Raw genomic sequence first — 24,090 nt, 5'->3', positions numbered from 1 at the left:
ACTTTACATATGTAATTGTGGATAAATTTTTTAATAACTTATTATTTTTCCTATTAAAACCTATTAAAAATTTCCTCAAATCCTTATTAAATCAAGTAAATCTAGTGTATTTTCTTTTAAATAAATAGTTTGTGGATAAAATTGTGAATAAATATCATTTTTCTTTGAAAAAATAGTCTTTTCTAAGCTATAAATGAATTTTACACTTAATTATCCACTTGTATAAATTCATTACAAACTTATGTGAATAATAATTAAAAATACCTATATTTTTAAGAAAATTTTAATGAAAATTTTGTTGATAACTCTGTTTAAAACATTTAATCTACATAATTCTATTTATATAAACAACAAATAATAAATATATTTATTATTTTAATATTTTTAGTAATAGCATGAAGCAAATTATAAATCCATTAAAAGGAAATAATGATAAAGTACCTATTTGGTTTATGCGTCAAGCAGGTAGATATTTGCCGGAATATAAAAAAGTAAGAGAAACAACAAAAAATTTTCTAGATTTTTGTTATGATGTTAGCAAAGCAACAGAAGTAACCTTACAACCGATAAAACGTTATGGATTTGATGCAGCTATTATTTTTTCCGATATATTAGTTTTACCTCATGCTCTTGGATGGGAAGTGGATTTTAAAGAAAATATAGGGCCTATATTAAAGCAATTCAAATCACAAGAAGATTTTAAATATCTGCAAATCAATCCGAATTATAAATTAGAAAAGGTTTATGAAATAATAAAAAAAGTAAAAAAAGAATTACCATCCCCCATTTCTTTAATAGGATTTGCAGGTAGTCCTTGGACAGTGATGAGTTACATGTTAGAAGGAAAAGGAAAACAGGATTTTAAAACGAGCAAAAAATTCATATATGAAAATAAAATACTTGCTGAAGAATTATTAAATTTTATTACGGAAAAAACAGCTGATCATCTTATAAATCAAGCAAAATCTGGAGCAGATGTTTTAAAGCTTTTTGATTCATGGTCAGGAGTACTTGCAGAAGAGGAATTTACTAAATTTGTAATAGAGCCGACAAAAAAGATTATACTAAAAGTAAAAGAAGTTTTTCCAAAAACTCCTATAATTGCTTTTCCTAAAGGAGCAGGATTATTGTACGAAAAATTTATAAAAGAAGTACCGATAGATGTTTTAGCCGTAGATCAAATGGTTCCTCTTGAAAAAATGAAAGAGTGGAGTGATAAAGTAATAGTACAAGGTAATTTAGATCCGGTTGTATTATTAACTAATAAAGAAATTATTAAAGAAAAAACTTATAAAATTCTTCAGGCAATGAAAGGAAAGAATTTTATCTTTAATTTAGGACATGGTATTTTGCCTGAAACACCTACGGAAAATGTAGAATTTTTGACAGAATATGTTAGGTTATATGAAGAAAAGAATAGCAATAGTACTTTTTAATTTAGGCGGTCCAAAAAACCTTAAATCAGTGAAGCCTTTTCTATTTAATCTATTCTATGACAAAGCTATAATTAATCTACCAAATCCTTTGCGTTATATTATCGCTAAAATAATTTCTATTACTAGAGAGAAAAAATCTCAAAAAATTTATTCTTTAATCGGTGGTAAATCTTCTTTACTGCAGGAAACAGAGGAGCAGAAATTAGCACTAACTGAAAAGCTAAAGCAACTTATAAAAGAAGATTTCGCTATTTTTATAAATATGAGATATTCAGCACCGTTTGCTAAAGAAGTAATAGGTCAAATAAAAAAATATAATCCAAGCGAAATAATATTATTGCCTCTATATTCTCAATTTTCAAGTACTACGACAGGATCATCGGTTAAAAATTTTTTACAAAACCTTGATATTGATATTCCAATTAAAACAATTTGCTGTTATCCTCTAGAAAAAGATTTTATAAAAGCTCATGTTTCATTAATTAAAGAAAAACTATACGATAAAAATTTTCGTATATTATTTTCTGCTCACGGGTTACCCGAAAAAATAATAAAAGCAGGTGATCCTTATGGTTTTCAGATAAAAGAAACAGTACAAGCAATAGTTAAAGAATTAAATATAAAAGATCTAGATTATAAGATAACTTATCAAAGCAGAGTAGGACCTATAGAGTGGTTAAAACCTAATACGGAAGACGAAATAGAACTAGCAGGAAAGTTAAAAAAAGACATAATTATCGTACCTATATCCTTTGTATCCGAGCATGTTGAAACACTAGTAGAGCTTGATATTGAATATAAATTAATCGCAGATAAATATGAAATTCAATATACCCGAATTCCGACACTTGGAACAAATAAAATTTTTATTAATAGTTTGACAAATATATTGCTGCGATTTATTAATAAGGTTGATACTAATTTAGTTATGAGTAGCTCTAGTACAAGAATATGTCCAAACGAATTTACTAAATGTTTGTGTAAATTAACAAGTTAATAAGGAAAAGAATGGCAAGTTACTATCTATGGTTTAAGTCAGTCCATCTGATATCTGCTATATGTTGGATGGCAGGGCTTCTTTATTTACCTAGAATATATGTTTATCATATCAAAGCTAAAATAGGTAGTGAGCTAGATAGTACTTTACAAGTAATGGAGCTAAAATTACTCAGATTCATTATGAATCCAGCAATGATTAGCACATTTATTTTTGGTTTAATAAATGCTCATATTTACGGGTTTGTTGCTCTTGATACTTGGTTTCACATTAAAATGTTTGCAGTATTAGTTTTAGTGATATTTCACGGTTTACTTGCAAGATGGCGAAAAGATTTTGCAAATGGTAAGAATGTCCATTCAGAAAAATTTTATCGCATAGTTAATGAGATTCCGACTATTTGCATGATTGTTGCAGTGATTATGGTTATAGTGAAACCATTTGACTAGTATACTCTTTGTTATTTGAAAAGGGATTGTTAAAGATATATAGTCATTGCGAGCAGGAAATAATAACAAACTTCTAAGATTGTGTTTCGTCAATATTTTCTTTTGAAGTAGACTCTGCTACGAGTTCAGGTAGGCTCTTGTTAGTTTGGTTGGATATGTAGTTACTCCCGATTAATTAAACTAAAGCATTCCTTTTAAGCTCTGGACATTCCTATTATAGCTGACTTTTGGTAGAGATTCTACACCCCGAAATAGTGTTTTACTATTTCAGTTAAAGCTTATACCTAACTTCCTTTGGTGGTTTTCAGTAGTCGACGTAGTAGGAGCATTGACTGATAGTAGTGACCGGAGCTTATTGAAGAAAACTAAAACAAAGGTTAAACGAAGAAAAAAGTGAGGTCATGACAAACTGTCACGGATTGAAATTAACTGCCACAGATGGAAAAAAATATATAACAGACTGTGCAAATACAGAGTCATTACTTCGTATTATACAATCTATTCCGTCTCCAAAGGCAGAACCATTTAAACAATGGCTTGCAAGTCGGTTATGAGAGGATTCAAGAAATTTCTGATCCGGAAAAGTCAATTGATAGAGCAAGGGATAATTGGAAACGACACGGTCGTAGCGAGAAATGGATTCAACAACGTATGATGGGGCAGGAAACACGAAATAAATTAACTGATTACTGGAAAAACCATGAAGTAACAAAAGAGAATGAATTTGCTATATTAACTAATATTATTCATCAAGAATGGGCTGGTATAACTTAAAGAAACACAAAAATATTAAGGGCTTAACAAATCAAAGTTTACGTGATCACATGAATGAAGCAGAATTAATTTTTACTGCTCTTGCTGAATTATCTACTTCGTCAGGTAGTAGAAACCAATAATGTAACAGGAATGGAAGAAAATAAGGTTGCAGGTAAAATAGGAGGAAGTATAGCTAAAAACGCTAAAACGGCCTTGGAAAATAAAACTGGTAAAAAAGTAATCTCAACAGAACATTATTTACCGCCTAAACTTACAAAGTAAAAAATTTTGTTATAGTGAAATGCATTGAATTAGGTGACATTTTTTAATTTTTAAATAATATATCTCATATCGTAAATGGGTTGGCATCGCTATATTCTTAAAAAAATTGGTTTTGTGGAAAATACTCTCACTTTTGACAAAAGTTTCAACACACCGAAATAGCATTTTGCCATTCCGGTTATGATTTTAAAAAAGTCAATTAAACTTTACTTCAGGTGGCAATGACATTAATATTGCTTCGACATTTCCATCGGTCATTAAGCCGAATTTAGTACCGCGGTCATATAGCAAATTAAATTCTACATATCTACCTCGCCTTATAAGCTGGTATTCTTTCTGCTCAGCTGTCCAAGGTAAAAATAACTTACTTCTAACGATTTCAGGATATACCGATAACAAAGTCTTACCTACGTCCTGTGTAAAGGCAAAATCCTGTTCAAAATTACCATTATTTAAATAATCATAGAATATTCCGCCTACTCCTCTTGGCTCTTTTCGATGCTTTAGATAAAAATATTCATCACATTGCTTTTTGAATTTAGGATAATAGCTAGAATCATACTTATCGCACACTTCTTTAAAAGCTGCATGAAACTTTACAGTTTCGTTTTTTTCCGGATAAAAAGGTGTTAAATCGCCACCGCCGCCAAACCAACTTTTAGAAGTTTCTATATAACGAGTATTAAAATGCATAGCGGGAATTAGCGGAGATTTAAGATGTGCGACTAATGAAATGCCTGTTGCAAAGAATTTCCCGTCTAGCTCTGCTCCTGGAATTTCGTTGCGGAATTCGGGAGAAATTTTACCAAATACGGTAGATATATTAACCCCGACTTTTTCAAATACTGCTCCTTTCATGAGAGACATGACACCGCCACCGCCTCCGTTACGTTGCCAGCTTGAGCGTACAAACTTAGCCGGTTTTAAACCTTTGGTTTGTGCATATTCTTCTTCGATTTTTTCAAATTCTTTGCACAATAAATCACGTAAATTAGTAAACCAACTACTTGTTATTTCTTTATTTTCTATGTTCATAATTATTAAGCAACGATTTAATTACTTTCCTCATCATATACATAATCACTAAAAATACGGCAGCAATGATCATAATATAAAAAGCCGGAGCATAAAATAAGCCTGTGCGCTCTACAAGCCAACGAGAAATAATAGGTGAAGTTCCGCCGAATATCGCTATTGCAAAATTGTAGCTGAAAGCAACACCGGTAAACCTTTGTTCTGCCGTAAACAAGGATATAACGAGTATATAAGCTGTACCTGCTATGCTTCCTGCGAGCATACCAAGCATTGTAAGAGCTATAATTTGTTGCCACATCTCTTCTGTCGACATAAGTAACATGGTCGGTAAAATCAATATCAAGATAGCAACACCAACAAGCATTGCCATTTTAAATTTTCCGATAATATCGGCAGTACCGCCGGCAAGCGGCATCGCTATCATCGCAATAAACGAACTATACGCTAAATATGATAAAGCAATAGTATTACTAAGATGCATTACATTATAATAGAAAACATTTATATATGTTTTTACTAAATACATAACGCTGCTAGCGATAGCACCTATACACATAGTTAAAAACATCGATCTCCAAGCAGTTCTAATTACATTGGAAAAAGGTGCTTTAAGAACTTGTTTCTTTTTCTCAAGCATTTTAAAAATCGGTGTTTCCGATACGCGCAATCGCAAGTAAAATCCTGCAAGACCCATAAATCCGCCAAGCAGAAAAGCAAAACGCCAAGCAAAATCTATATGAGAGAAATAACGTTCTATTATAATACCGATAAGTGTTGCAATTAAGGTACCGGCGATATTTGAACCATGTACTAAACCTGCCGTAAAACCCGGTCTTAAATTTTGACGATGTTCAAGGATAAAAATAGCCGCTCCCGTTCCTTCACCGCTAATACATAAACCTTGAATAAGTCGCATTATAACTAGAGTTATAGGGGCATAAATCCCAATACTTGCATATGAGGGTATGAGACCCATAATAAAGGTCGGAATAGTCATACCTAGCATCGAGATTATCAAAGCGATACGTCTACCGTATCTATCACCGATATAACCGAATAATATGCCTCCTACCGGTCTTGTCAGAAAGCCAACCGCAAATACTCCAAGGCTTAGAAGAATTCTAATGAATTCTGATTCGCCTGGAAAAAAAACTTGTCCAATAATCAGCGAAAAAACTGAATATACCGTAAAGTCATAATATTCGAGTACATTACCTGAAATAGCAGATAAAAAAATGAACTTAGACCTATTATTCATCGAGCTTTAAATAACTTAATTACTAATTAGTTATTATAGACAAGTTACATAATTTATAAAGTGTAATTTATAATATTTAATTGTCGGTATTTTAATTCTTGTGGTGATAGTAATATGTTTTTGTGGTTATAAGTTCTTGTTTAATAAACAACCTGAATCAGTTGCAAATGATTTTGAAAAAGAATTAGCAGAATGTGATAAAGCTATAAAACAAAATCCGAATGATGCATATATTGGGTATGGATTTAGACTAAGAATACTGGGACTTAGATTTCCTGAAAAATATGAGTTGGCCCTTGAAGTTTATAACAAAGCAATTGCACTAAACCCTAATCATTTTCAGGCTTATCTTAATAAAGGAGCGGTATTAATTCAGTTGGGAAAATACGATTTAGCTTTAGAAGCTTATAATAAGGCAATCGAAGTAGATCCAAGTCATCCTTATGCTTATAACAATAAAGCAGAAATATTAAGAAAGCTTGAAAAATACGATTTATCTCTTGAATCATACAATAAAGCATTAGAATTAGAGCCAAATGACTTTGAGACACAAGCTCAAATACAAACATTAGACATGCAAAAGGCTAAATAATAGTCATAATAAATTATGACTATTATAACGTACATATTAATTTGGTCATTATTATTATTATGATATACACGTTATAATGGTCAAGCACTTATAACCTAGTTATACTCTAGTGGTACCGGAATTCCTACTTTTGTAAGTTTAGCTCCTCTTGGCTTTTTAATTCCTGCAAATTTCTGTTCTTCTTGTTGTTTTCATAGTTTTTTTCCTATTTTTGCAGCTTCTCTGCTACCTTTAAGAGCACTTTTTACGGGCTTTGTGTTAATATTCGTAACACCTTTTGAAGTCTTAATACTTTTCAAATCTTTATCAAAATATTTTACGTTTGTAGCAATACTTAAATGGTAAACTCCGCTACCTTTTTGTATAAACTGATTTTGATTTTGTAAAGCTTTACCTTCTAAATCTAAGAATTTACCATCTTTACCAAAATCACCTACTTCTCCAACTTTTGTACCACTAAGATCATATGCGTAAAGTTTTTCTTCATGGAAATCTAGGTTGTTTAAAAAGTTCTCTATAGAATTCTTATCATTAGTAAAATTGCCTAATTCATGGGTGCCTATAATTTTCTCTTCTTTGCTTACTACTTTTTTCGTATTTTTAATAATTCCAAGATAGGCTAGAGCTTTTTTAAACTTACCCAAATTACGCTTTACCTCAACTTCTACGGGTCTAGAAAATTCTTTTTCTTTTACTTCTTCAACTTCTCCTATAACTAATTGCCCATCTATGGGGCTGTCCAGTTCATCTTTAAAATGAATTAATTTGGCATTTTACTCTATTTAAGTCAGTTTCTTCAGTTTGAAAATGTAGATGTTTTTTTCTGGCATAAATTCCTCCTTGAATAAATTGTGGTTTATTTTAAATGTAAAGGAGTAAATTAAATTTTTGCAAGAAGTTTTTATTGTTAGTTATTTCTCAATAAATAACAAATATTAAGAATTAAAAACTACTGTGCCATCCAGCCACCATCTATCAAGAGTCCACTACCTGTTATTGATGATGCTTTTTTATCACATAAGAATATTACTAAGTTTGCTATTTCATCAGCTTCTACAAATTTTTTCGTAGCTTGAGATTTAAGGATTACATCCCTTAACGCTGATTTTTCACTTATATGTCTAGCTTTAGCAGTATCTGCTATTTGATTCCTTACTAATGGTGTGTTGACGTAACCGAGACAGATAGCATTAACTGTAATATTATTCTCAGCCACTTCTAAAGCAACGGTTTTGGTAAGTCCAAGGATACCGTACTTTACTGCTACATATGCCGACTTGAAAGGTGATGCGACATATGCATGAGCGGAAGCGATATTAACAATTCGCCTGAAGCCGTTTTTTCATAATCTGTATTGCATATTTTTTAGTATAGAAAAATGCTATTAAATCTATACGCAAAATTTGCTCCCATTTATCTTCAGGAAATTCATCGATAGGAGCAACATGCTGAATACCTGCATTATTTACTAATGTACTGTCATACCGTGGCTTGTACCAGCCAGCTAAATCGTCATTGCAAGCAGAGCCATAGGCTGTGTGGCAATCTCAGAACTTTGGCACTAGATTGCTTTGTCAATTACTTACGTAATTTCCTCGCAATGACAAGAAAATTAGAACCATGCAACAAAGCTGATCAAGTCACGGGATGACATATTTAATCAAGTAATATTTGTCTTTTATTTAAAAGTAACTTATATTAGATTACACTTAAAGAAATAATGTATAAATCTATGGAAATTGTTAATAGTGTTGATGCATCTGTATCTTGCCAGGGCAAAGAACCTCAATATGACCATCCGAAAGTTTATTTAGAGATAGATAAAAAAAAAAAGAAGTTATCTGCCCATATTGTAGTAAGAAATTTAAACTAGTAACAAAATGACTATAAAATTTCTGTCAGAAAGTACTATCAACCGAATTGCTGCCGGTGAGGTTATAGAAAGGCCCGCATCGGTAGTAAAGGAATTAGTTGAAAATGCTGTTGATGCAAGTAGTACTAAAATAGATATTATTTTAGAACGTGCCGGTAAAAATCTAATCATTATTTCCGATGACGGTATCGGTATGACTGATAAGGAATTAGAAATTGCTGTTGAACGTCATACAACTTCTAAGTTTGATGAAAGCGATTTTCTAAATATTAATACTTTTGGTTTTAGGGGTGAAGCACTGCCGTCTATTGCTGCTATTAGCAAAATGCTAATTACTTCTAAAAAACGAGATGCCGACAAAGCATTTCAGATTAAGTTAATCGGCGGCAATGAAAAACAAGTTACTATTTCTGTTCATAATGAAGGTACTAAAATAGAGATACGTGATTTATTTTTTGCAACACCTGCACGTTTAAAATTTCTTAGAGCCGATAAAACAGAGCTTGCAGCAACTGTAGGTGTGGTTAAGAAAATCGCTCTAGCACATCCTAAAATTTCTTTTAGTTTAACACATGACGGCAAGAATTTATTAAAACTAAAGGGACAAAATAAAGATGCTGAAACTAACCTAAAACAGCGTATAATTGATGTAATAGGTGATGATTTTATAAAAAACGCCGCTTATATAGACTTCAAAACACCTGATTTCTCTATTTGCGGCTATACTAGTAGCCCGACATATAATAGAGCTTCAAGTGAAGATCAGTTTTTATTTATTAATAATAGACCAGTAAAAGATAAATTATTACAGATAGCTTTAAGGGTAGCATATCAAGATTATTTAGCTCGTGATCGTTATCCGATATGTGCTATATTTTTACAAATCAATCCGCAACTTGTTGACGTTAACGTACATCCGGCAAAAGCAGAGGTTAGGTTTCATGACCCGGATTATGTGCGAAACTTATTAATAGAAGCAATTAAAAATGCTTTAACAAATAAAAGCCATGTTACTTCTACTACTATCGCCTCTGATGCTCTTGAGTTATTTAAAAATCCTTTAGTTAACAAACAATCTCCAGTAAGTAAAGTTATAAACGTTAATAGTAAATCGGCAGATTATAGACCTACTACTCATTCTATACTTAATACAGTTCCTCAAAATCATGTTTGTCAAAAATTAATCGATACATTATCACATGCTAAAATAGAACAAGAAGTAGAAAATCGTATAGAACATGAACAGCAAATCCGTAAACAATATAAACTTGGGGCAGCTAAAGCACAACTTCATACGACTTATATTATTTCACAAACCGAAGATAGTATAGTGATTACCGACCAACATGCAGCACACAAACGTTTAGGGTATGAAAAAATAAAAGATTACCTTAAAACGGAAGAGTTAATCAAACAGCGTTTGCTTATCCCTGAGATAGTAGAACTGCCAAATGAAAAAAAAGCAGATTGTTTATATGACCATAGAGAAAAACTATATAAACTTGGTTTAACTCTAGAAAAATTCGGCGAAAAATCTATTATAGTAACTGAAATTCCAAATATCCTTGGAGATGTAAACGTACAAAAGTTAATTCAGGATCTCGCCGATCATTTATCGGATTTTGGCAAGAATATAGCTTTGACAGAGTTAATCGAGCATGTAACGGAAACTTATGCCTGTCATTACTCTATTAGAGCAGGACGAAAATTATCGGCAGATGAAATGAATGCCTTACTGCGTCAAATGGAAAATACGCTGCTTTCAGGTCAATGTAATCATGGCAGACCTACTTATATTGAGTTGAAGCTTAAGGATATCGAACGCTTATTTGGACGGTAACTTGTTTAATTTGAAAAATTGGTGTCATTGCGAACGACTGCAAGGAGTGCGGCAATCTCCGGAAATTAAAACTAGATTGCCATGCTCCTTTTAGTCATTCGCAATGACGTATCTCTCTTTATTTTGCAATGCCTAGTTTTTACTTGACTATTTTTCAATTTCGTTTTATTCTGCTTTTCTTAGAATAATAAAATAATATCTTGATTTAAGGTGTCAGCTAATGGCAAAGAAAAATAAAAATGTTTTGGTAAGGCTAGTAAGTACTGCCGGCACAGGTGTTTTTTGGGTAAAGAAACGTAATCCGAAGACCCAAACCGAGAAGCTTTCTTTTCGTAAGTATGATAAAGTAGTTAGAAAACATGTTCTTTTTAAAGAAGAAAAAATAAAATAATTGTAAGTAATATAATATGGCAGTAAAAATTCGTTTAGCTAGAGGCGGTGCTAAAAAGCGTCCTTTTTACCGTGTAGTAGTAGCTAACGCAACAGCACCTCGTGACGGTGACTTTTTAGAAAAAGTCGGAACTTATGATCCAATGCTTGCTTCAGATAATAGTGAGCGTGTTGTTTTAAAAAAAGATCGTATAGAATATTGGCTTGGCACCGGTGCTAAACCAACTGAGCGAGTCGCAAAATTTATTGAGCAAGCGGGTGTTACTCTTCCTGAGAAAGTTAAAAAGGAAATGGAAGTGAAAGCAAAAAACCGCAAAGCTAGACTAAGTAAAAAGGAAGCTAAAGAAGCTTAGTTTATAGTGTGTTTTCATCATTGCGAGCAGGCATTGACTGTGTGGATCAATTCAGCCCCTGTCATCTCCCGCTATTTGATTGCGGGATTTAGTAAATTTGACTATTACAAGTTATTTTTCTAGATATTGTGGTCAAGCCACGGGTATGACAGCACATATCTCTTCTCTATATTAATATGCCGGATTAGCTCAGTGGTAGAGCAACCGCCTTGTAAGCGGTAGGTCATCAGTTCAAATCCGATATCCGGCACCATCAAAATTTTTCTTGTCATACTGGGACTATCTTTATATAGATACCAAATCGTCATTGCGAGCAGCCGTAGGCTGCGTGGCAATCTCATGAAATAATAACACACTTTTCCTGAGATTGCTTCGTCGAATTACTGTGTAATTCTTCTCGCAATGACGATTTACCAATCCATGCAAGCAAGCTTTCACAAGAATTATATAGAAAAAAACATACAATAGTGACATCCTTTAAAATTTTTATATATGATAGTAATCGATAAAACATCTTATAGAGCTGTGGGATTTGATAAACGTATTAAATTCCTAGTGCTACATTATACACAGTGTGATTTTAAGCAGTCTTTAGATTTTCTAACCGGTGAAAAGTTAAGTAGCCATTATTTAATAAACAATGAAAATCCTGAACATATATTTCAATTAGTAGAAGAGAGTGATAGAGCATGGCATGCTGGAGTAAGTTACTGGCAAGGTCATGAGCGTATTAATGATACATCAATCGGTATTGAAATCGTAAATCCTGCTTTTGAAGTAAATGCAAAAAACAATGATATAGTTTGGTTACCCTATTCGGAAAGGCAAATTAATAGTGTTATAAGTTTGTGTAAACAGATTATTGCTAGATATGATATTAGACCTACTAGAGTAGTTGGGCATTCTGATATTGCTCCAGGTAGAAAACAGGACCCTGGCCCGCTATTTCCTTGGAAACTATTATATGATAACGATATTGGAGCTTGGTATGATGAACAGGTGTTTAACAATCTATTGCCGCAAGTCGACATAACCGATATTGCAGCAATTCAGCAAAAATTTATTACATACGGTTATAAACTTGAAGTTACCAAAATTTTAGACTCTAAAATGAAAGATATTATAATTTCGTTTCAAATGCATTTTCGTCCTAGTAATTTTTCTGGCGATTTGGATGCTGAAACCATAGCAATTTTAGATGCATTAATATTGAAATATAAATCTGAATTAATATGATTAGATTTATAACTATACCGGATTTTGCGGATTATCAAGTTATTTTGAAATTAATGGAAGATTACGTTAACAAAGTAATTAATGATCATGAGCCGGAAATTATTTATTTAGTTGAACATTCGGAAGTATATACAGCCGGTACTAATTATAAACAAGAAGAATTATTAAATTACGGTGATATTCCGGTAATTTACACAGGACGTGGCGGTAAATTTACTTTTCATGGACCGGGTCAGCGTGTTATTTATCCAATTCTTAATTTAGATTCACCAAATCGATACAAAGATTTAAAGCTATATATAAAAATGCTTGAAGAATGGATTATAAATAGCTTAAATTATTTTGGAATTAAAGCATATATTATTAAAGATAAAGTAGGAATTTGGGTAAAAGTAAGGAAAGATGAATTTGCTAAAATTGCTGCAATAGGTGTTAGAGTAAGAAAATGGGTTACATATCACGGTGTAGCTATAAATATTTCAACAGATTTAAGTAAGTTTAGTGGGATTATTCCTTGTGGACTTGAAAATTCTTTAGTAACATCTTTAAATCAGTTAGGGATTCATGTTGAAATGTCTGAATTTGATAAAATTATTCAAACTGAATTTAATAAAATATTTAAATGATCAGAAAATTTCTACTCACAATTTTTGCTCTTTGGGTCGGTGGTTTTGGTTATTATTTATATTTAATAAATTCTTATAAGCTTAATAGTAATACCACTAATGCAATAATAGTATTTGTAGGAGGAGGACATAAAATTGAAACCGGTATTGCTTGGCTTAAGGCAGGTTATGCACCTATATTATTTATTACTGGTATAGAATCTACAGAGCAATTAAAAATTTTGTTAAAGGAACGTAATGTTATAGAACAGCAGGTAATATTTGCTCCGAATAAAATAATGTCTGAAGAAGATAATATTAAGAAAGTGGTTGATTTTATTGTAACTTACAATCTTACTTCAATAATTTTAGTAGAGCATAATTATAATATGCCTTTTATGCTAAATAAGCTTGAAAAAGCGATTCCTTCTTCTAATAATATCTATATAGTACCATATCCTGTTTTTTCCAAACAAAAATATGATGTGTTATTAAAATCCTATCATCGTTATTTAATGAGTATACTCGTTTAATTTGCTTACTTTACTCTTTTCCAGTACAATATTTTAGAACGGCTACGTCAATAATGCAGAAACTAAAGAGCCTATTATTACTGCAGCTCTCATAGAGTTTGAAGGGCAGCTGCTCTCAAACGTTACTACCTATAAATAAACTTAGGGTAAATCCAATCCCTCTAAGTATAGCTATAGAATAAAATTTTAACCATGAAGTATCACTTGGTAAATTACAGAGTTTAAATTTTACAAATGGATATGAAAATAGCATAATACCTAATTGCTTACCTACAGATAAACCAAATATTATCCCATAAATTAAAGCAAGTATTGAGTTGGAACAAATGCCTTTAAATGCAAAATATTCTAAAAGGATACCGGAATTCATAAATACAAAAAGCGGTAAAATAAAGTAATTTACAAAAGGACGAATTAAGTTTTCAAGTTTTTTAAAAGAAGTGTTAAATTCTCCTTTTATATTAACAGGTATAAAAAGTGCTATAATGGCTCTGCATAAGGTATCGTGAATACCTGACTTCACCATACTAATACATAATAATAAACCTACAATTATATAATAAAATAATTGTTTAACTTGTCGATAATTCAATATAAACAAGATGAATATAATTATAGAAGAAATTAATAATGCCAGAGTATTGATTGTTTTAGCATAAAACAAAGCTAGTATAATTAACGCAAAAGCATCGTCAATTAATGAGAAACCTATAATAAAAGCTCGTAATTCTAAAGATATATGTCGGCTGAAAAAAGATAAAATACCAAGGACAAAAGCAGTATCAGTTGCGATAGGAATAGCCCATCCTTTTATTAATTCCGGTTTACCGTAATTAAAAAACATGTATATTAAGACAGGAATTACCACACCTCCAAGGGCTGCCGCTGCAGGTAATATTAGTTTTTTTATGTTCACCTTCTACTAGGTGAAATTTCATCTCTGAACCTATTAATAAAAAGAAGAAAGTCATGAGACCGTCATTAACTAACTCTATAAAAGTTGTTTTTTGTACTTTTATAAGCTTGTATAATTAAGTGTAAGAAGATATAATTATTAATTACAAAAAAATATCTAAGCAATTCTTATGTTAGCAGAACAACAAACCGAATGGATTATCAGCAATAACCTTGTAAATAAGGGATGGCATATAGATAATGATATTAAAAAGAGTTTATTTCCAAAAACCACAATCAAAAACAGAACAGACAAGATTAAACGGAAAAAGACCGGATCATATCTTATATGAAAGTAATCTATTGCAATAATAGAAGCAAAAAAGCAGGAGTGGATTTAAGGCAAGCTTTAGATCAAGCAACGGAATATGCAAAATTGCTTGATGTACCTATAGTGTTCGCAATGAATGGAGCTTACTGCGAAACTCGTTTTTGTTGCTAATAATAAAGAGCTTATATTAAACGGTGATGAAGTAAGGGAATTACTACATGAAAAAGAATTATTATCTGCTTTTTTAGAAGCAAGCAGTAATGAAGTTTGGACTATACCGAAAGAAATTAAAGTATCACGTGAAGAATTAATATAGATATTTGAAAACTTGAATAATCTTTTAAGAAATTAAGGGCTCCGAGCAGAAATAGAAAGATTTAGCGAATTTGCAAATATATTATTCTTAAAATTATTAAGTGAAAACAACGAAAAATCCTGTGGAATAATATCAAAGCACAATCAAACGATGATATTATCGGTTACATTAATAGCTATGTTATAGAACAAATTAAGAATAAATACGGTGGTGATGTTTTTACGCCTATTTCTCTAGGCAATTACATTACTTTCCGCCACATTATCGATGCAATTGATCCTCTTATTTTATCTACGATAGATACAGATGTAAAAGGCGGCGTATTCGAGTATTTCTTAGAAAAAACTACATCAACGGAAAAATGATTTAGGCGAATATTTTACACCGAGAAATATCGTTAAAACCATTATTAATTTGGTTGATCCTAAATTTAAAGAAACAATTTATGATCCTTTTTCGGTACCGGTGGGTTCTTAACTGAAGCTTTTAATTATATCAAAGAAAATAATATAATTAATACCGATGAAGATTTAGAAAAATTAAGATTTAATACATTATATGGGCGAGAGTTAACCAAAACCGCAATGATGTTAAACTCTTAACTGATCAGCAGTTAAAGTTTGATATAATTGTTGCTAATTGCCATTTTCTCAAGCTATCACTAAAAAAACTAGCAAAAACGGCAAAATTATAACAGAAAATCATATAACTTTTCTTTTTAATAACGGCATTGCAAAAAATAACGGTGATGCTGCTTGTGTTTTGCATTGCCTGCAAAATTTAAAAGAGGGTGGTAGAATGGCATTGGTAGTACCTGAAGGGTTCTTATTCAGAAAAGACACCTCTGCTGTGCATCAATTTTTACTATCAAAAGCAAAGCTGCAACTCGTTATCTCTCTACCGCAAGGTACTTTTTTACCTTATACAGGAGTAAAAACGTCAATACTTTATTTTACTATGCACATAAACCGAATAATCAAAAAGAATATTGGTTTTATGAGGTTAAGAATATCGGCGTTACGTCTAGATAATAAAAAAAGAAAAATTGTCGGTATAAATGATTTAAACAGGCGAGGATGGAAAATTAAATTTATCTAAAATTCCTTTTATAGATCTCGATTTTTATCAAATAGCTAAAAAGGATTGGTGAAAAACAATGATATTTTAATGTGTAAAGACGGAGCATTAACGGGTAAAGTGTGTTTTGTATATGATAAAATTTTACCGCAAATAGGAGTAATGGTTAATGAACATGTTTATATTTTTAGAGGGAAACCGAATATTATACATCAATCTTATTTATTTTATTGTTTAAATATAGCGATTAAATCAAATTAATAAGAACTTAGCTTATAATAAAGGTGCTCAGCCTGGTTTAAATAGAGAACATATAAACTCAATTTATATTCCTCTTCTGTCTCTAGAAAAACAACAGAAAATTATTGAAGAATTGAATAGCTATCAAAAGATAATAGAGGGGGCAAAACAGATAATAGATAATTGGCATCCTTATTTTGAAATAAATAAACAATGAGAAATTGTTAAATTTGGCGATATCGTTATCAATAAATTAAAAAGTAATATTTTATCTCTTGAGCATAAGGAGTATACAACATTAATAGTAGGTAAAAAAGGTAAAATGATTAACATTAATACTGCAATTAAGGGGGATATTCCAGTAATAGCATCGGGTTAGTCCTTATTCACATAATCAATATAATTTTAACGGTAACATAATCACTATTTCTTCATCGGGAGCATATGCTGGATATATTTGGTATCATAATTCACCAATGTGGACTTCAGATTGTAACGTAATCTATTTAATGAAAAACTATTGTTAACTAAATATCTATATTATATTTTAAAATCTCAGCAAAATATAATATACCAAAAGCAAGCTGGATCAGGTCAACCTCACGTTTATTTGAAAGATTTAGAGGATTTACAAATTCCTATCCCGCCTCTTGAAGAACAGCAAAAAATGGTAACAGAGCTTGATAATAATCAAAGTAAGATTGACAACCTTAAAAACTATATAAAACAATTTGAAAACAAACTAAAAACCACATTAAATTCTCTTTGGCAATAATTGATGTACATTAACTACTTAAAAGATTTGATTAGTTTTAAGTCTGTAACTCCTAAGAGCGATGGGGCTATTGAGTATATTAATGATTTGCTTAAACAGCACGGCTTTAAGACCGAAATAAAAATATTCGGTGATTCTAAAAGTGAGCAAGTCACTAATCTTTATGCTGTTTTCGGTAGCAATGAGCCTAATATTTGCTTTGTTGGTCATGTAGATGTAGTGTTGGAAGGCAATCATGAGCTTTGGCATAATGCGAGTCCATTTAAAGTTAGCCAGCAAGATGGTAAGATATATGGCAGAGGTGCGGTGGATATGAAAGGGGCTATAGCGTGCTTTCTAGCTGCCAGTTTAGATTTTATAAAAAATAATACCGATTTTAAAGGTTCCATTAGTTTCTTACTTACTAGTGATGAAGAGGGAAAAGCAAAGCATGGTACTAAAGAAATGCTGCAATATATTTATGATCAAGGATATAAGATAAATTTTGCTATTGTCGGTGAACCTACTTGTGAAAAAGAAATAGGCGATGCAATTAAGATTGGCAGAAGAGGAAGTGTTAACTTTAAATTAAATATAGAAGGTTTAAGCGGGCATGTAGCTTATCCTCATAAAGCAAATAACCCATTGCCTTGCTTAATAATAATATTGAATGAGTTAACAAATATAAAACTTGATGAAGGTACTGAATTTTTTCAACGTTCAAATCTTGAAGTAACGAATATCGAGGTCAGTAATAATACTTCAAACGTAATTCCGGCCAGTACGGAAGCATCTTTCAATATACGTTTTAATAATTTACATAGTGCAGAAACTTTAGCAAAACAGGTAGAAGAAATTATTAAACAGCATTGTAAAGAATATAAAGTAGATTATAAGTTAGAATATAGTAGTTCTGCTGAAAGTTTTATTCAGAACCCTAGCGATAAAATAAAAGAATTTGCTAAAGTAGTAGAGCATACGCTTAAAATAAAGCCTGAATTCTCTACAAGCGGCGGTACGTCGGATGCAAGATTCGTCAAAAATTATTGTCCGTTAGTAGAGTTTGGTTTATTATCCGAAACGGCACATAAGATAAACGAATACACAAAAATTAGCGATTTACAAAAATTATATGATGTGTATTATAACTTTTTGATGGAAATACTTTGATGTAATTCCTGCAGAGGCAGGAATTACATAGAATCCATGCAACAAGGCCACCCTTTTACAGGAATGGCATTACCATATGCGGATGTGATGGAACTGGTAGACATGCAAGATTTAGGTTCTTGTGCCGTGAGGCGTGGGGGTTCAAGTCCCTTCATCCGTACCACTTAAATTTTCTCATAAAAAATAACATAAAATTTTTATGCAGCAATTTAGTATTTATCAAACAAGCGATGAATTGCTTCTAAAATCGATATTGCTTCTGATAGAAAAATGCTATCACTCTGATCTTAAAAGCGTGATATTAACTGCAGATGCAGATCAACAAGAAATGCTCAATAAAAATCTTTGGACTTATTCACGTAAGCAATTTATACCTCACGGTAGTAAACTTGATCCGCAGCCTGAAAAACAGCCGATTTATATTACCGATGAGTTACAAAATCCTAATAATGCTAGTGTGCTTGTTATTATTTCGCCTACAGATATAGGAAAAATTTTACAAGCAAAAGAGTATATAAGAGTTTTCAAAAGGATAATTATAATAACTGATTTACCCGAAGATTTAAAAGAATTAACAGTTAAAATAAATAAATTTACCGAACAGGAAAACAAAATAGATTGTTTTACTCAAAATCCTCGTGGAGCTTGGAATAAGGTAGTCTAATAAATTTATATTCTTTTACGTACAAATAAATATAATCCGATCGTTAAAGCAATAACCAAATTGAAATAACAAGCAAAAATAAAATCTAGATTTTTTGAAGCAAAATTTTGTAATATAAAATGAATTGAAGTAACTAGCAATACTGTTAAGGCAGAAAATAATACCGGCATAAAAGTTGTTTTTTTGCTATAAGGATATCTCAAAAAAACTGCAAGTGCTACAAAAGGTAATACAAAATTGTATAAAGGCCAAATTATTCTTTGATGTGCTTCAGCAATTAATTTAATTTTTTTAGTAATAGCTAAATCATGAGGAGGGGCAAGTAATTCGCTTATATAATATTCGTTTGCTTCTTTATTATGTTTAGTTCTTTGTGATACTAAAGGATTATCATTTTGCAGTTTTATCATTAAAGAATCGAAAGTTAATTGAGTTAAATTACCGTTTACGTCATATTCTTGTCTTATGCCTTTATTAAGTTCAAAAATCGGGCTATTATCATATATATTAAGAGTACCTGAACCCGCAAATACTACTGATGGGTTATCAGCGTTGCGATTATCAAATATTATTACGCCGTTCATAATATTTCCTGCTGATTTTTTATCTATAAAAACAGTGATATCTTTCGTTACTTTATTAAAAGTTTTCTCTTCAATCATACTTGAGATATAATTATTCTTTATAAAGTTTAAACGTGATTTTAAGTTTATATGAGATAACGGCAGGATTGTAGAAGATATATAATAAGCAAGTAGCATCACTATTAATGCGACATATAAAGCAGGCAGTGCTAGCTGTACATTATTAACTCCTGAAGCTTGTAATATAATTAATTGTCGCTCGACTTTTAAATTATTATAGATATAGATCACGGTAATAACCATTATTACCGGTAACAGAATAAATAATAAAGTAGGAAGTACTAAAACTATTAAACTGAAGAAGTCCATAACTTTTATACCTTTATCAAATAAATATAAAAGTTTTAATATTTGCGTTATCCATACTATACTAGTCACTGAAAAAGTAACGACTATAAGCAGCGGTAAGATATTTTTTATAAAGTATTTTCGGTATAGTAGCATAATGTTTGTTTGGTTTTTTGATGTCATTCTCGTTTTTAGCTAGGAGCGACATCAAACGCTTTTCAAAAACTGTCCAGTACTATGGATGGTTAGATGGTTTTTGGGGGAACTCGTTTCTGGTTCATTTCAAAATAATTAAAAACCAAGTGTACTGTTTGAACCTAATTGTATTAACTCCAATGTGTCAGCATCGGGTTTTCTATAAATTAATACTAAATCCGCTTTAATATGACAACCTCTACAATCTTTCCAATTACCTATAAGGGCATGATCTCTCATATGTATAGGTCATGTTATATCAGCAACCAAGTATCTAACTGCTTTCAGTAAAATATCATCTTTATTCCACGTTTAAACAGTGCAGTACGTTTAATCGTTCTCATTTAAATCAGATAACAAATTATTGATATTACCAACATGAACTAATTTGCCGCTTCTTGCAGCTTTCATAGCTTTAATTGTTTCATCATTTGGGATAAGTGGTTCAAACGGCAATGCTTTTTCACGAGCAACACGAAATAACAGCATACGAACAGCATCAGATAAAGTAAGTCCCATAGCAGCAAGCACTAAAGCTGCTTCTTCTTTCACGTCTTCATTAATACGGGCTCGCACAATAGAATCAGCAGACATAAAAATCTTCTTTCAATAATGTAGCTACATTGTAGCGTGCATATTAAAAACTTTCAAGATTAAAAAACAAGTTTTTTATATGTTTTTTCTTAATTACTGCCTCATTAATAGAAAATCCCCGATCTTTCTTATTATATGATTTGCAAAGATGCGATAAATTAACTTACCTATCAGTATTGTTATAAATGCAATAATAATGCCGTAGATTATATCACTTGGGTAATGCATAGCAAGGCTTATGCGAGATAAAGACACGAGCACAATAACACAAATCATTAAGATTTTTAATGGTAATTTTATATAATTCCAAGCAAAATACGTTACTAACACGCTAAGAGCTGCGTGGCTGCTTGGAAAGCTTGAAAAGCATCTTTCGTTTGCAGTATTTATTATGGTCATGAAACTATCTACAGGAAGACTGCAATAAGGGCGAGGGAAATTAACTGAAAATTTAAGAGCGGTAAAAATTAAACCGAATACCCCGTATATTATACCGATTTCAACTAACTTATTATAATTGTGCCAGAATTTATTTTGCCGCTTCTTATCATTTTTGGTTTTCTTTAATTGAATATAAAAATATATACAGTATAAAATATATATTAAAGCGAAATTAGCGATATTAAAACAAAACGAAATTATTTTAAAAAAATAAGGTATAAAGCCGATATTAGTAATTTTATTCAAAAATAAGAATATTTCTTGATTTAAGCCGCAAAAATTATAAAAAACTTCAAACATTATTTTAAATATTTATGTTACAAGTAACAATACTTGGGTGTGGAGCATCTATAGGCGTACCGGTGATCGGGTGCGATTGTAGTACTTGCACATCTCCTTCAAAGTACAATAAAAGGACTAGATCAGCAATATATATTAACGATGAAAATAGTCAAATATTAGTTGATTTCGGTTTTGATATTAGAAATCAACTATTACGAGAAAAGATAAATAAGCTCGATTGTGCTATATTAACACATTATCATTCCGATCACGTTAACGGCATCGATGATTTACGAGTATTTACTTTTATGCAAGGCAAGCCATTTGAAATCTATACAGATCACGATAGTACGGCAAAGCTCCATACAAAATTTGATTATCTATTTAACAATAAGTTATTTAAGCTTGGGCGACTGTTCACAACTCAATCTGTTAGTTTTTTTGATAAAATTAAGATTAATACTATCGAAATACAATTTTTTAGACAGCATCACGGTCCTATAGATAGCTTGGGCTTACGTATAGGTGATTTCGTTTATTCGCCCGATTTAATCGATTTTCCTCATGAATCAGATAAATTTTTAAAAGATATAAAAATATGGATATTAGATTGTATGGATTATAAATCAAATCCAAATCATGCAGGGCTTGACAAAGTTCTAGAATGGCGTGAAAAATATAAACCTGAGCAGATATTATTAACCAATATGAGACACACGATAGATTATCATGAGATTACGAAAATGCTTCCAAATAACGTTAAGCCGCTTTATGACGGTTATAAATTTACGGTCTAGTTTATGATTATTTTAGAAAAAGTTTGTAAGCGTTATGGCAAGAATTACGCAATTAAGAATATTGATTTAAGTTTTACTACTAAGGAAACTACTGTAATAATCGGTCCTTCGGGAAGCGGTAAAACTACTCTGCTTAGAATTTTAAATAATTTAGAAGAACCAAGTAGTGGTACTTTTTTGGTAGACGGGAAGAAGCTACTGCTTAAAAATAGAAGAAAGCTTCTTTTAAAAGTTGGTATGGTTTTTCAAAATTTTAATCTATTCCCGCATTTAACGGTAGGAGAAAACCTAATCTATACACCGGTAAATGTTTTAAATTTGCCAAAAGAACAGGCAATTTCTATGGCAAAGGAATTGCTTGCAAAATTTAAGTTAACGCAAAAATTTGACTCATATCCGGCAAGCCTATCAGGAGGGCAAAAGCAACGCACCGCAATAGCAAGGGCTTTAATGATGAAGCCGAAAATTTTGTTATTCGACGAACCGACTTCGGCACTCGATCCTGAAAATATTAAAGATGTTATAGAGAATATAAATTTATTAAAAGATCAAATGAGCATGGTAGTGGTCACGCACCATTTGAAGTTTGCAAAATTAATAGCGGATCGTGTTATTTTTATGGATCAAGGACAGATTTTAGCAAATCAGCCTGCCGAGGATTTTTTTAATAAACCGGCATCGCATCGAGCTAGGTTGTTTTTAGAGAATATCGGCGATTTAAGGTGATTTTCTTGATAAAGATAAAATGATAGCCTATAATTAGTATTAATTATATGTATCCTCAATGAATTTAAAAAACTGGCTACGTCGTCTAAATAAGTTCGCAGGTAGCCACGTATTAAGGATACGCTCCGCTCCTAGTCTTGTAGACTCCTTGCTCTTTTCCAAGTTGATCTTCGTATAACTTTCTTCGTTTACTTGGAGTCAATAATGGAACATATTCATGCAAATCTAGCAGTTAGTATATCAGAATTTAAAAAAAGCCCTACTGCATTATTGGATAAGGCAAGTGGTGAGCCTGTTGCCTTATTAAATCATAATAAACCGACTGCTTATCTAATGCCAGCTGAATTATATGAGCAAATTATTGAAGCTTTAGATGACAAATATTTATTAGAGCTTGCTACTATTAGATTAAAAGATAAAGAAAAGGCAATAGCGGTTAATTAGTATATAATTTGTTTAGAAAGCTGGATTCCTGCTTTCGCAGGAATGACATAGAATCAATAAATAATATCGCCATATGAATAAAAAGCTTATCCATTTTTTAGTATAATGTTACTATTATCACATCGTACAGTTTTGGCATAGACATGAGTATAATGACCGCAAAAACTAAAAAACTTGAATTACAAGGAGGAGCAATTGCAATTTTATACAAAGGTGAAGTTATTTATAAAACAACTTTTGGAAATCAGAAAGGTAATAGTGGAGTTATTTATGGATAAAACTTTATTTCCTTTAGCATCGGTTTCAAAAGCTGTTTCAGCAACGGCAATTGCATTAATGGTAGATCAAGAAAGTTGAGATTTTGATGAAAAATTCAAATTACCATACCTAAAAATGCTATTAGTCTTAATAATATTTTAAGCCATACAACAGGTTATCAATTCTCAGGAAATATTGAAATTGAGCAACGTTGCTAAAAAAACAACAAGCTAGTTGTAAACCCGGGCAATGCTATAAGTATAGTAACATATTTTAGTTTACTTGAAGAAACTTTAAATTGTAAAAAATCAAGTTTAAATGCTGCAATAGATAATTTGCG

At 31.4% G+C, this 24,090-nt stretch carries 34 protein-coding genes, 2 tRNA genes and 2 pseudogenes; 28 read left to right on the top strand and 10 right to left on the bottom strand.

Features of this window, described 5'->3' with window-relative positions; all coding sequences use genetic code 11:
* Positions 1-395: 395 nt before the first annotated feature.
* From hemE to BTU51_RS09630, 7 genes are all read left to right on the top strand, one after another.
* On the top strand, positions 396-1,436 hold the full coding sequence (gene hemE, locus BTU51_RS07670) for a uroporphyrinogen decarboxylase (protein WP_012151475.1): 1,041 nt from the start codon (positions 396-398) through the stop codon (positions 1,434-1,436).
* Positions 1,393-2,433 (top strand): ferrochelatase, encoded by a 1,041-nt coding sequence (hemH, locus tag BTU51_RS07665; RefSeq protein WP_012151474.1) that lies wholly within the window; start codon positions 1,393-1,395, stop codon positions 2,431-2,433. Before hemE ends, hemH begins: the two co-directional genes overlap by 44 nt.
* Positions 2,434-2,444: 11 nt before the next feature.
* Entirely contained in the window at positions 2,445-2,882 is a 438-nt protein-coding gene (hemJ, locus tag BTU51_RS07660) for a protoporphyrinogen oxidase HemJ (RefSeq protein ID WP_012151473.1), read from the top strand.
* Positions 2,883-3,283: 401 nt separating this feature from the next.
* A complete protein-coding gene (locus tag BTU51_RS09645; protein ID WP_230453563.1) occupies positions 3,284-3,436 on the top strand; it encodes a BRO family protein in 153 nt (50 codons plus the stop codon).
* Entirely contained in the window at positions 3,420-3,656 is a 237-nt protein-coding gene (locus BTU51_RS09640) for a hypothetical protein (RefSeq protein ID WP_230453561.1), read from the top strand. The genes BTU51_RS09645 and BTU51_RS09640 overlap by 17 nt, the downstream gene beginning before the upstream one ends.
* Positions 3,638-3,778: a hypothetical protein gene (locus BTU51_RS09635; RefSeq protein ID WP_230453560.1), complete on the top strand. Its 141-nt coding sequence runs from the start codon at positions 3,638-3,640 to the stop codon at positions 3,776-3,778. The genes BTU51_RS09640 and BTU51_RS09635 overlap by 19 nt, the downstream gene beginning before the upstream one ends.
* Positions 3,779-3,788: 10 nt before the next feature.
* Positions 3,789-3,920 (top strand): hypothetical protein, encoded by a 132-nt coding sequence (locus BTU51_RS09630; protein ID WP_016926670.1) that lies wholly within the window; start codon positions 3,789-3,791, stop codon positions 3,918-3,920.
* Between the two features lie 195 nt (positions 3,921-4,115).
* Here the strand turns inward: BTU51_RS09630 and hemF are convergent, their stop codons facing one another.
* Entirely contained in the window at positions 4,116-4,955 is an 840-nt protein-coding gene (gene hemF, locus BTU51_RS07650) for an oxygen-dependent coproporphyrinogen oxidase (RefSeq protein WP_012151472.1), read from the bottom strand.
* Positions 4,939-6,213: an MFS transporter gene (locus tag BTU51_RS07645; protein WP_012151471.1), complete on the bottom strand. Its 1,275-nt coding sequence runs from the start codon at positions 6,211-6,213 to the stop codon at positions 4,939-4,941. Before BTU51_RS07645 ends, hemF begins: the two co-directional genes overlap by 17 nt.
* Before the next feature lie 136 nt (positions 6,214-6,349).
* On the opposite strand from BTU51_RS07645, the gene BTU51_RS10230 reads away from it, so the two are divergent.
* On the top strand, positions 6,350-6,805 hold the full coding sequence (locus BTU51_RS10230; protein ID WP_014362509.1) for a tetratricopeptide repeat protein: 456 nt from the start codon (positions 6,350-6,352) through the stop codon (positions 6,803-6,805).
* Positions 6,806-6,996: 191 nt separating this feature from the next.
* Here BTU51_RS10230 and BTU51_RS07635 read toward each other — a convergent pair whose 3' ends face one another.
* The 3 genes from BTU51_RS07635 to BTU51_RS09760 all read right to left on the bottom strand — a co-directional run bounded on the left by BTU51_RS07635 (position 6,997) and on the right by BTU51_RS09760 (position 8,241).
* Positions 6,997-7,449, bottom strand: coding sequence for a hypothetical protein (locus tag BTU51_RS07635; RefSeq protein ID WP_012151469.1), 453 nt, complete (start codon positions 7,447-7,449; stop codon positions 6,997-6,999).
* 305 nt (positions 7,450-7,754) lie between these two features.
* On the bottom strand, positions 7,755-8,120 hold the full coding sequence (locus tag BTU51_RS07630) for an SDR family oxidoreductase (RefSeq protein WP_075807935.1): 366 nt from the start codon (positions 8,118-8,120) through the stop codon (positions 7,755-7,757).
* 1 nt (position 8,121) lies between these two features.
* Positions 8,122-8,241, bottom strand: a complete 120-nt coding sequence (locus BTU51_RS09760; RefSeq protein WP_250637618.1) for a hypothetical protein — start codon at positions 8,239-8,241, stop codon at positions 8,122-8,124.
* Between the two features lie 284 nt (positions 8,242-8,525).
* On the opposite strand from BTU51_RS09760, the pseudogene BTU51_RS07620 reads away from it, so the two are divergent.
* The 8 genes and pseudogenes from BTU51_RS07620 to BTU51_RS07585 all read left to right on the top strand — a co-directional run bounded on the left by BTU51_RS07620 (position 8,526) and on the right by BTU51_RS07585 (position 13,635).
* Positions 8,526-8,689, top strand: a pseudogene (locus BTU51_RS07620) (zinc-finger domain-containing protein).
* Positions 8,686-10,518: a DNA mismatch repair endonuclease MutL gene (mutL, locus tag BTU51_RS07615; protein ID WP_012262652.1), complete on the top strand. Its 1,833-nt coding sequence runs from the start codon at positions 8,686-8,688 to the stop codon at positions 10,516-10,518. Before BTU51_RS07620 ends, mutL begins: the two are co-directional and overlap by 4 nt.
* 220 nt (positions 10,519-10,738) lie before the next feature.
* Positions 10,739-10,909: a 50S ribosomal protein L33 gene (gene rpmG / locus BTU51_RS07610; protein WP_004997072.1), complete on the top strand. Its 171-nt coding sequence runs from the start codon at positions 10,739-10,741 to the stop codon at positions 10,907-10,909.
* A gap of 16 nt (positions 10,910-10,925) precedes the next feature.
* Entirely contained in the window at positions 10,926-11,261 is a 336-nt protein-coding gene (rpsP, locus tag BTU51_RS07605; protein WP_004997078.1) for a 30S ribosomal protein S16, read from the top strand.
* 178 nt (positions 11,262-11,439) lie between these two features.
* Positions 11,440-11,514, top strand: a tRNA-Thr gene (locus BTU51_RS07600).
* A gap of 239 nt (positions 11,515-11,753) precedes the next feature.
* Complete coding sequence (locus tag BTU51_RS07595) at positions 11,754-12,497, top strand: N-acetylmuramoyl-L-alanine amidase (protein WP_012151466.1); 744 nt, start codon at positions 11,754-11,756, stop codon at positions 12,495-12,497.
* On the top strand, positions 12,494-13,123 hold the full coding sequence (gene lipB, locus BTU51_RS07590) for a lipoyl(octanoyl) transferase LipB (protein WP_012151465.1): 630 nt from the start codon (positions 12,494-12,496) through the stop codon (positions 13,121-13,123). The genes BTU51_RS07595 and lipB overlap by 4 nt, the downstream gene beginning before the upstream one ends.
* On the top strand, positions 13,120-13,635 hold the full coding sequence (locus BTU51_RS07585; RefSeq protein ID WP_012151464.1) for a YdcF family protein: 516 nt from the start codon (positions 13,120-13,122) through the stop codon (positions 13,633-13,635). Before lipB ends, BTU51_RS07585 begins: the two co-directional genes overlap by 4 nt.
* Before the next feature lie 115 nt (positions 13,636-13,750).
* Here the strand turns inward: BTU51_RS07585 and nhaA are convergent.
* Positions 13,751-14,606: pseudogene (gene nhaA / locus BTU51_RS07580) on the bottom strand (Na+/H+ antiporter NhaA).
* 390 nt (positions 14,607-14,996) lie between these two features.
* Here nhaA and BTU51_RS09605 point away from each other — a divergent pair.
* From BTU51_RS09605 to BTU51_RS07545, 8 genes are all read left to right on the top strand, one after another.
* Positions 14,997-15,176 (top strand): hypothetical protein, encoded by a 180-nt coding sequence (locus BTU51_RS09605; RefSeq protein WP_012151459.1) that lies wholly within the window; start codon positions 14,997-14,999, stop codon positions 15,174-15,176.
* A gap of 393 nt (positions 15,177-15,569) precedes the next feature.
* Positions 15,570-15,653 carry a hypothetical protein gene (locus BTU51_RS10225; RefSeq protein WP_080582477.1) on the top strand — a complete coding sequence of 28 codons (84 nt, stop codon included), beginning with the start codon at positions 15,570-15,572 and terminating at the stop codon, positions 15,651-15,653.
* A 162-nt stretch (positions 15,654-15,815) separates the two neighbouring features.
* Complete coding sequence (locus BTU51_RS09600) at positions 15,816-16,274, top strand: N-6 DNA methylase (protein ID WP_012262650.1); 459 nt, start codon at positions 15,816-15,818, stop codon at positions 16,272-16,274.
* 48 nt (positions 16,275-16,322) lie between these two features.
* Positions 16,323-16,514, top strand: coding sequence for a restriction endonuclease subunit S domain-containing protein (locus BTU51_RS07565; RefSeq protein ID WP_014362439.1), 192 nt, complete (start codon positions 16,323-16,325; stop codon positions 16,512-16,514).
* A gap of 499 nt (positions 16,515-17,013) precedes the next feature.
* On the top strand, positions 17,014-17,268 hold the full coding sequence (locus BTU51_RS07560; protein ID WP_012151456.1) for a restriction endonuclease subunit S: 255 nt from the start codon (positions 17,014-17,016) through the stop codon (positions 17,266-17,268).
* 3 nt (positions 17,269-17,271) lie between these two features.
* Positions 17,272-18,417, top strand: coding sequence for a succinyl-diaminopimelate desuccinylase (dapE, locus tag BTU51_RS07555; RefSeq protein WP_012151455.1), 1,146 nt, complete (start codon positions 17,272-17,274; stop codon positions 18,415-18,417).
* Between the two features lie 78 nt (positions 18,418-18,495).
* Positions 18,496-18,580, top strand: a tRNA-Leu gene (locus BTU51_RS07550).
* A 36-nt stretch (positions 18,581-18,616) separates the two neighbouring features.
* Positions 18,617-19,081 (top strand): DNA polymerase III subunit chi, encoded by a 465-nt coding sequence (locus tag BTU51_RS07545; protein WP_012151453.1) that lies wholly within the window; start codon positions 18,617-18,619, stop codon positions 19,079-19,081.
* Positions 19,082-19,086: 5 nt separating this feature from the next.
* On the opposite strand, the gene BTU51_RS07540 is transcribed toward BTU51_RS07545, so the two are convergent.
* The 4 genes from BTU51_RS07540 to BTU51_RS07525 all read right to left on the bottom strand — a co-directional run bounded on the left by BTU51_RS07540 (position 19,087) and on the right by BTU51_RS07525 (position 21,543).
* Entirely contained in the window at positions 19,087-20,169 is a 1,083-nt protein-coding gene (locus BTU51_RS07540) for an LptF/LptG family permease (protein WP_014362438.1), read from the bottom strand.
* Positions 20,170-20,304: 135 nt separating this feature from the next.
* On the bottom strand, positions 20,305-20,448 hold the full coding sequence (locus BTU51_RS10220; RefSeq protein WP_012262646.1) for a type II toxin-antitoxin system mRNA interferase toxin, RelE/StbE family: 144 nt from the start codon (positions 20,446-20,448) through the stop codon (positions 20,305-20,307).
* Positions 20,449-20,538: 90 nt separating this feature from the next.
* Entirely contained in the window at positions 20,539-20,802 is a 264-nt protein-coding gene (locus BTU51_RS07530) for a type II toxin-antitoxin system RelB/DinJ family antitoxin (RefSeq protein ID WP_012151450.1), read from the bottom strand.
* Between the two features lie 93 nt (positions 20,803-20,895).
* Positions 20,896-21,543 carry a phosphatase PAP2 family protein gene (locus BTU51_RS07525; protein WP_012151449.1) on the bottom strand — a complete coding sequence of 216 codons (648 nt, stop codon included), beginning with the start codon at positions 21,541-21,543 and terminating at the stop codon, positions 20,896-20,898.
* Positions 21,544-21,557: 14 nt separating this feature from the next.
* Here BTU51_RS07525 and BTU51_RS07520 point away from each other — a divergent pair, with 14 nt between their 5' ends.
* The 4 genes from BTU51_RS07520 (at position 21,558) to BTU51_RS09820 (ending at position 23,770) form a co-directional block, all read left to right on the top strand.
* Complete coding sequence (locus tag BTU51_RS07520) at positions 21,558-22,322, top strand: MBL fold metallo-hydrolase (RefSeq protein WP_012151448.1); 765 nt, start codon at positions 21,558-21,560, stop codon at positions 22,320-22,322.
* 3 nt (positions 22,323-22,325) lie between these two features.
* Complete coding sequence (locus tag BTU51_RS07515; protein WP_010977895.1) at positions 22,326-23,048, top strand: amino acid ABC transporter ATP-binding protein; 723 nt, start codon at positions 22,326-22,328, stop codon at positions 23,046-23,048.
* Positions 23,049-23,252: 204 nt separating this feature from the next.
* Positions 23,253-23,492 carry a type II toxin-antitoxin system Phd/YefM family antitoxin gene (locus BTU51_RS07510; RefSeq protein WP_012151447.1) on the top strand — a complete coding sequence of 80 codons (240 nt, stop codon included), beginning with the start codon at positions 23,253-23,255 and terminating at the stop codon, positions 23,490-23,492.
* Positions 23,493-23,635: 143 nt separating this feature from the next.
* Entirely contained in the window at positions 23,636-23,770 is a 135-nt protein-coding gene (locus BTU51_RS09820; RefSeq protein WP_012151446.1) for a hypothetical protein, read from the top strand.
* Positions 23,771-24,090: the final 320 nt, after the last annotated feature.

The sequence above is a fragment of the Rickettsia rickettsii genome (genome assembly GCF_001951015.1).
Taxonomy (GTDB): domain Bacteria; phylum Pseudomonadota; class Alphaproteobacteria; order Rickettsiales; family Rickettsiaceae; genus Rickettsia; species Rickettsia rickettsii.
Note: the sequence above shows the minus strand (reverse complement) of the source record. Positions and strands in the feature narration are given on the sequence as shown.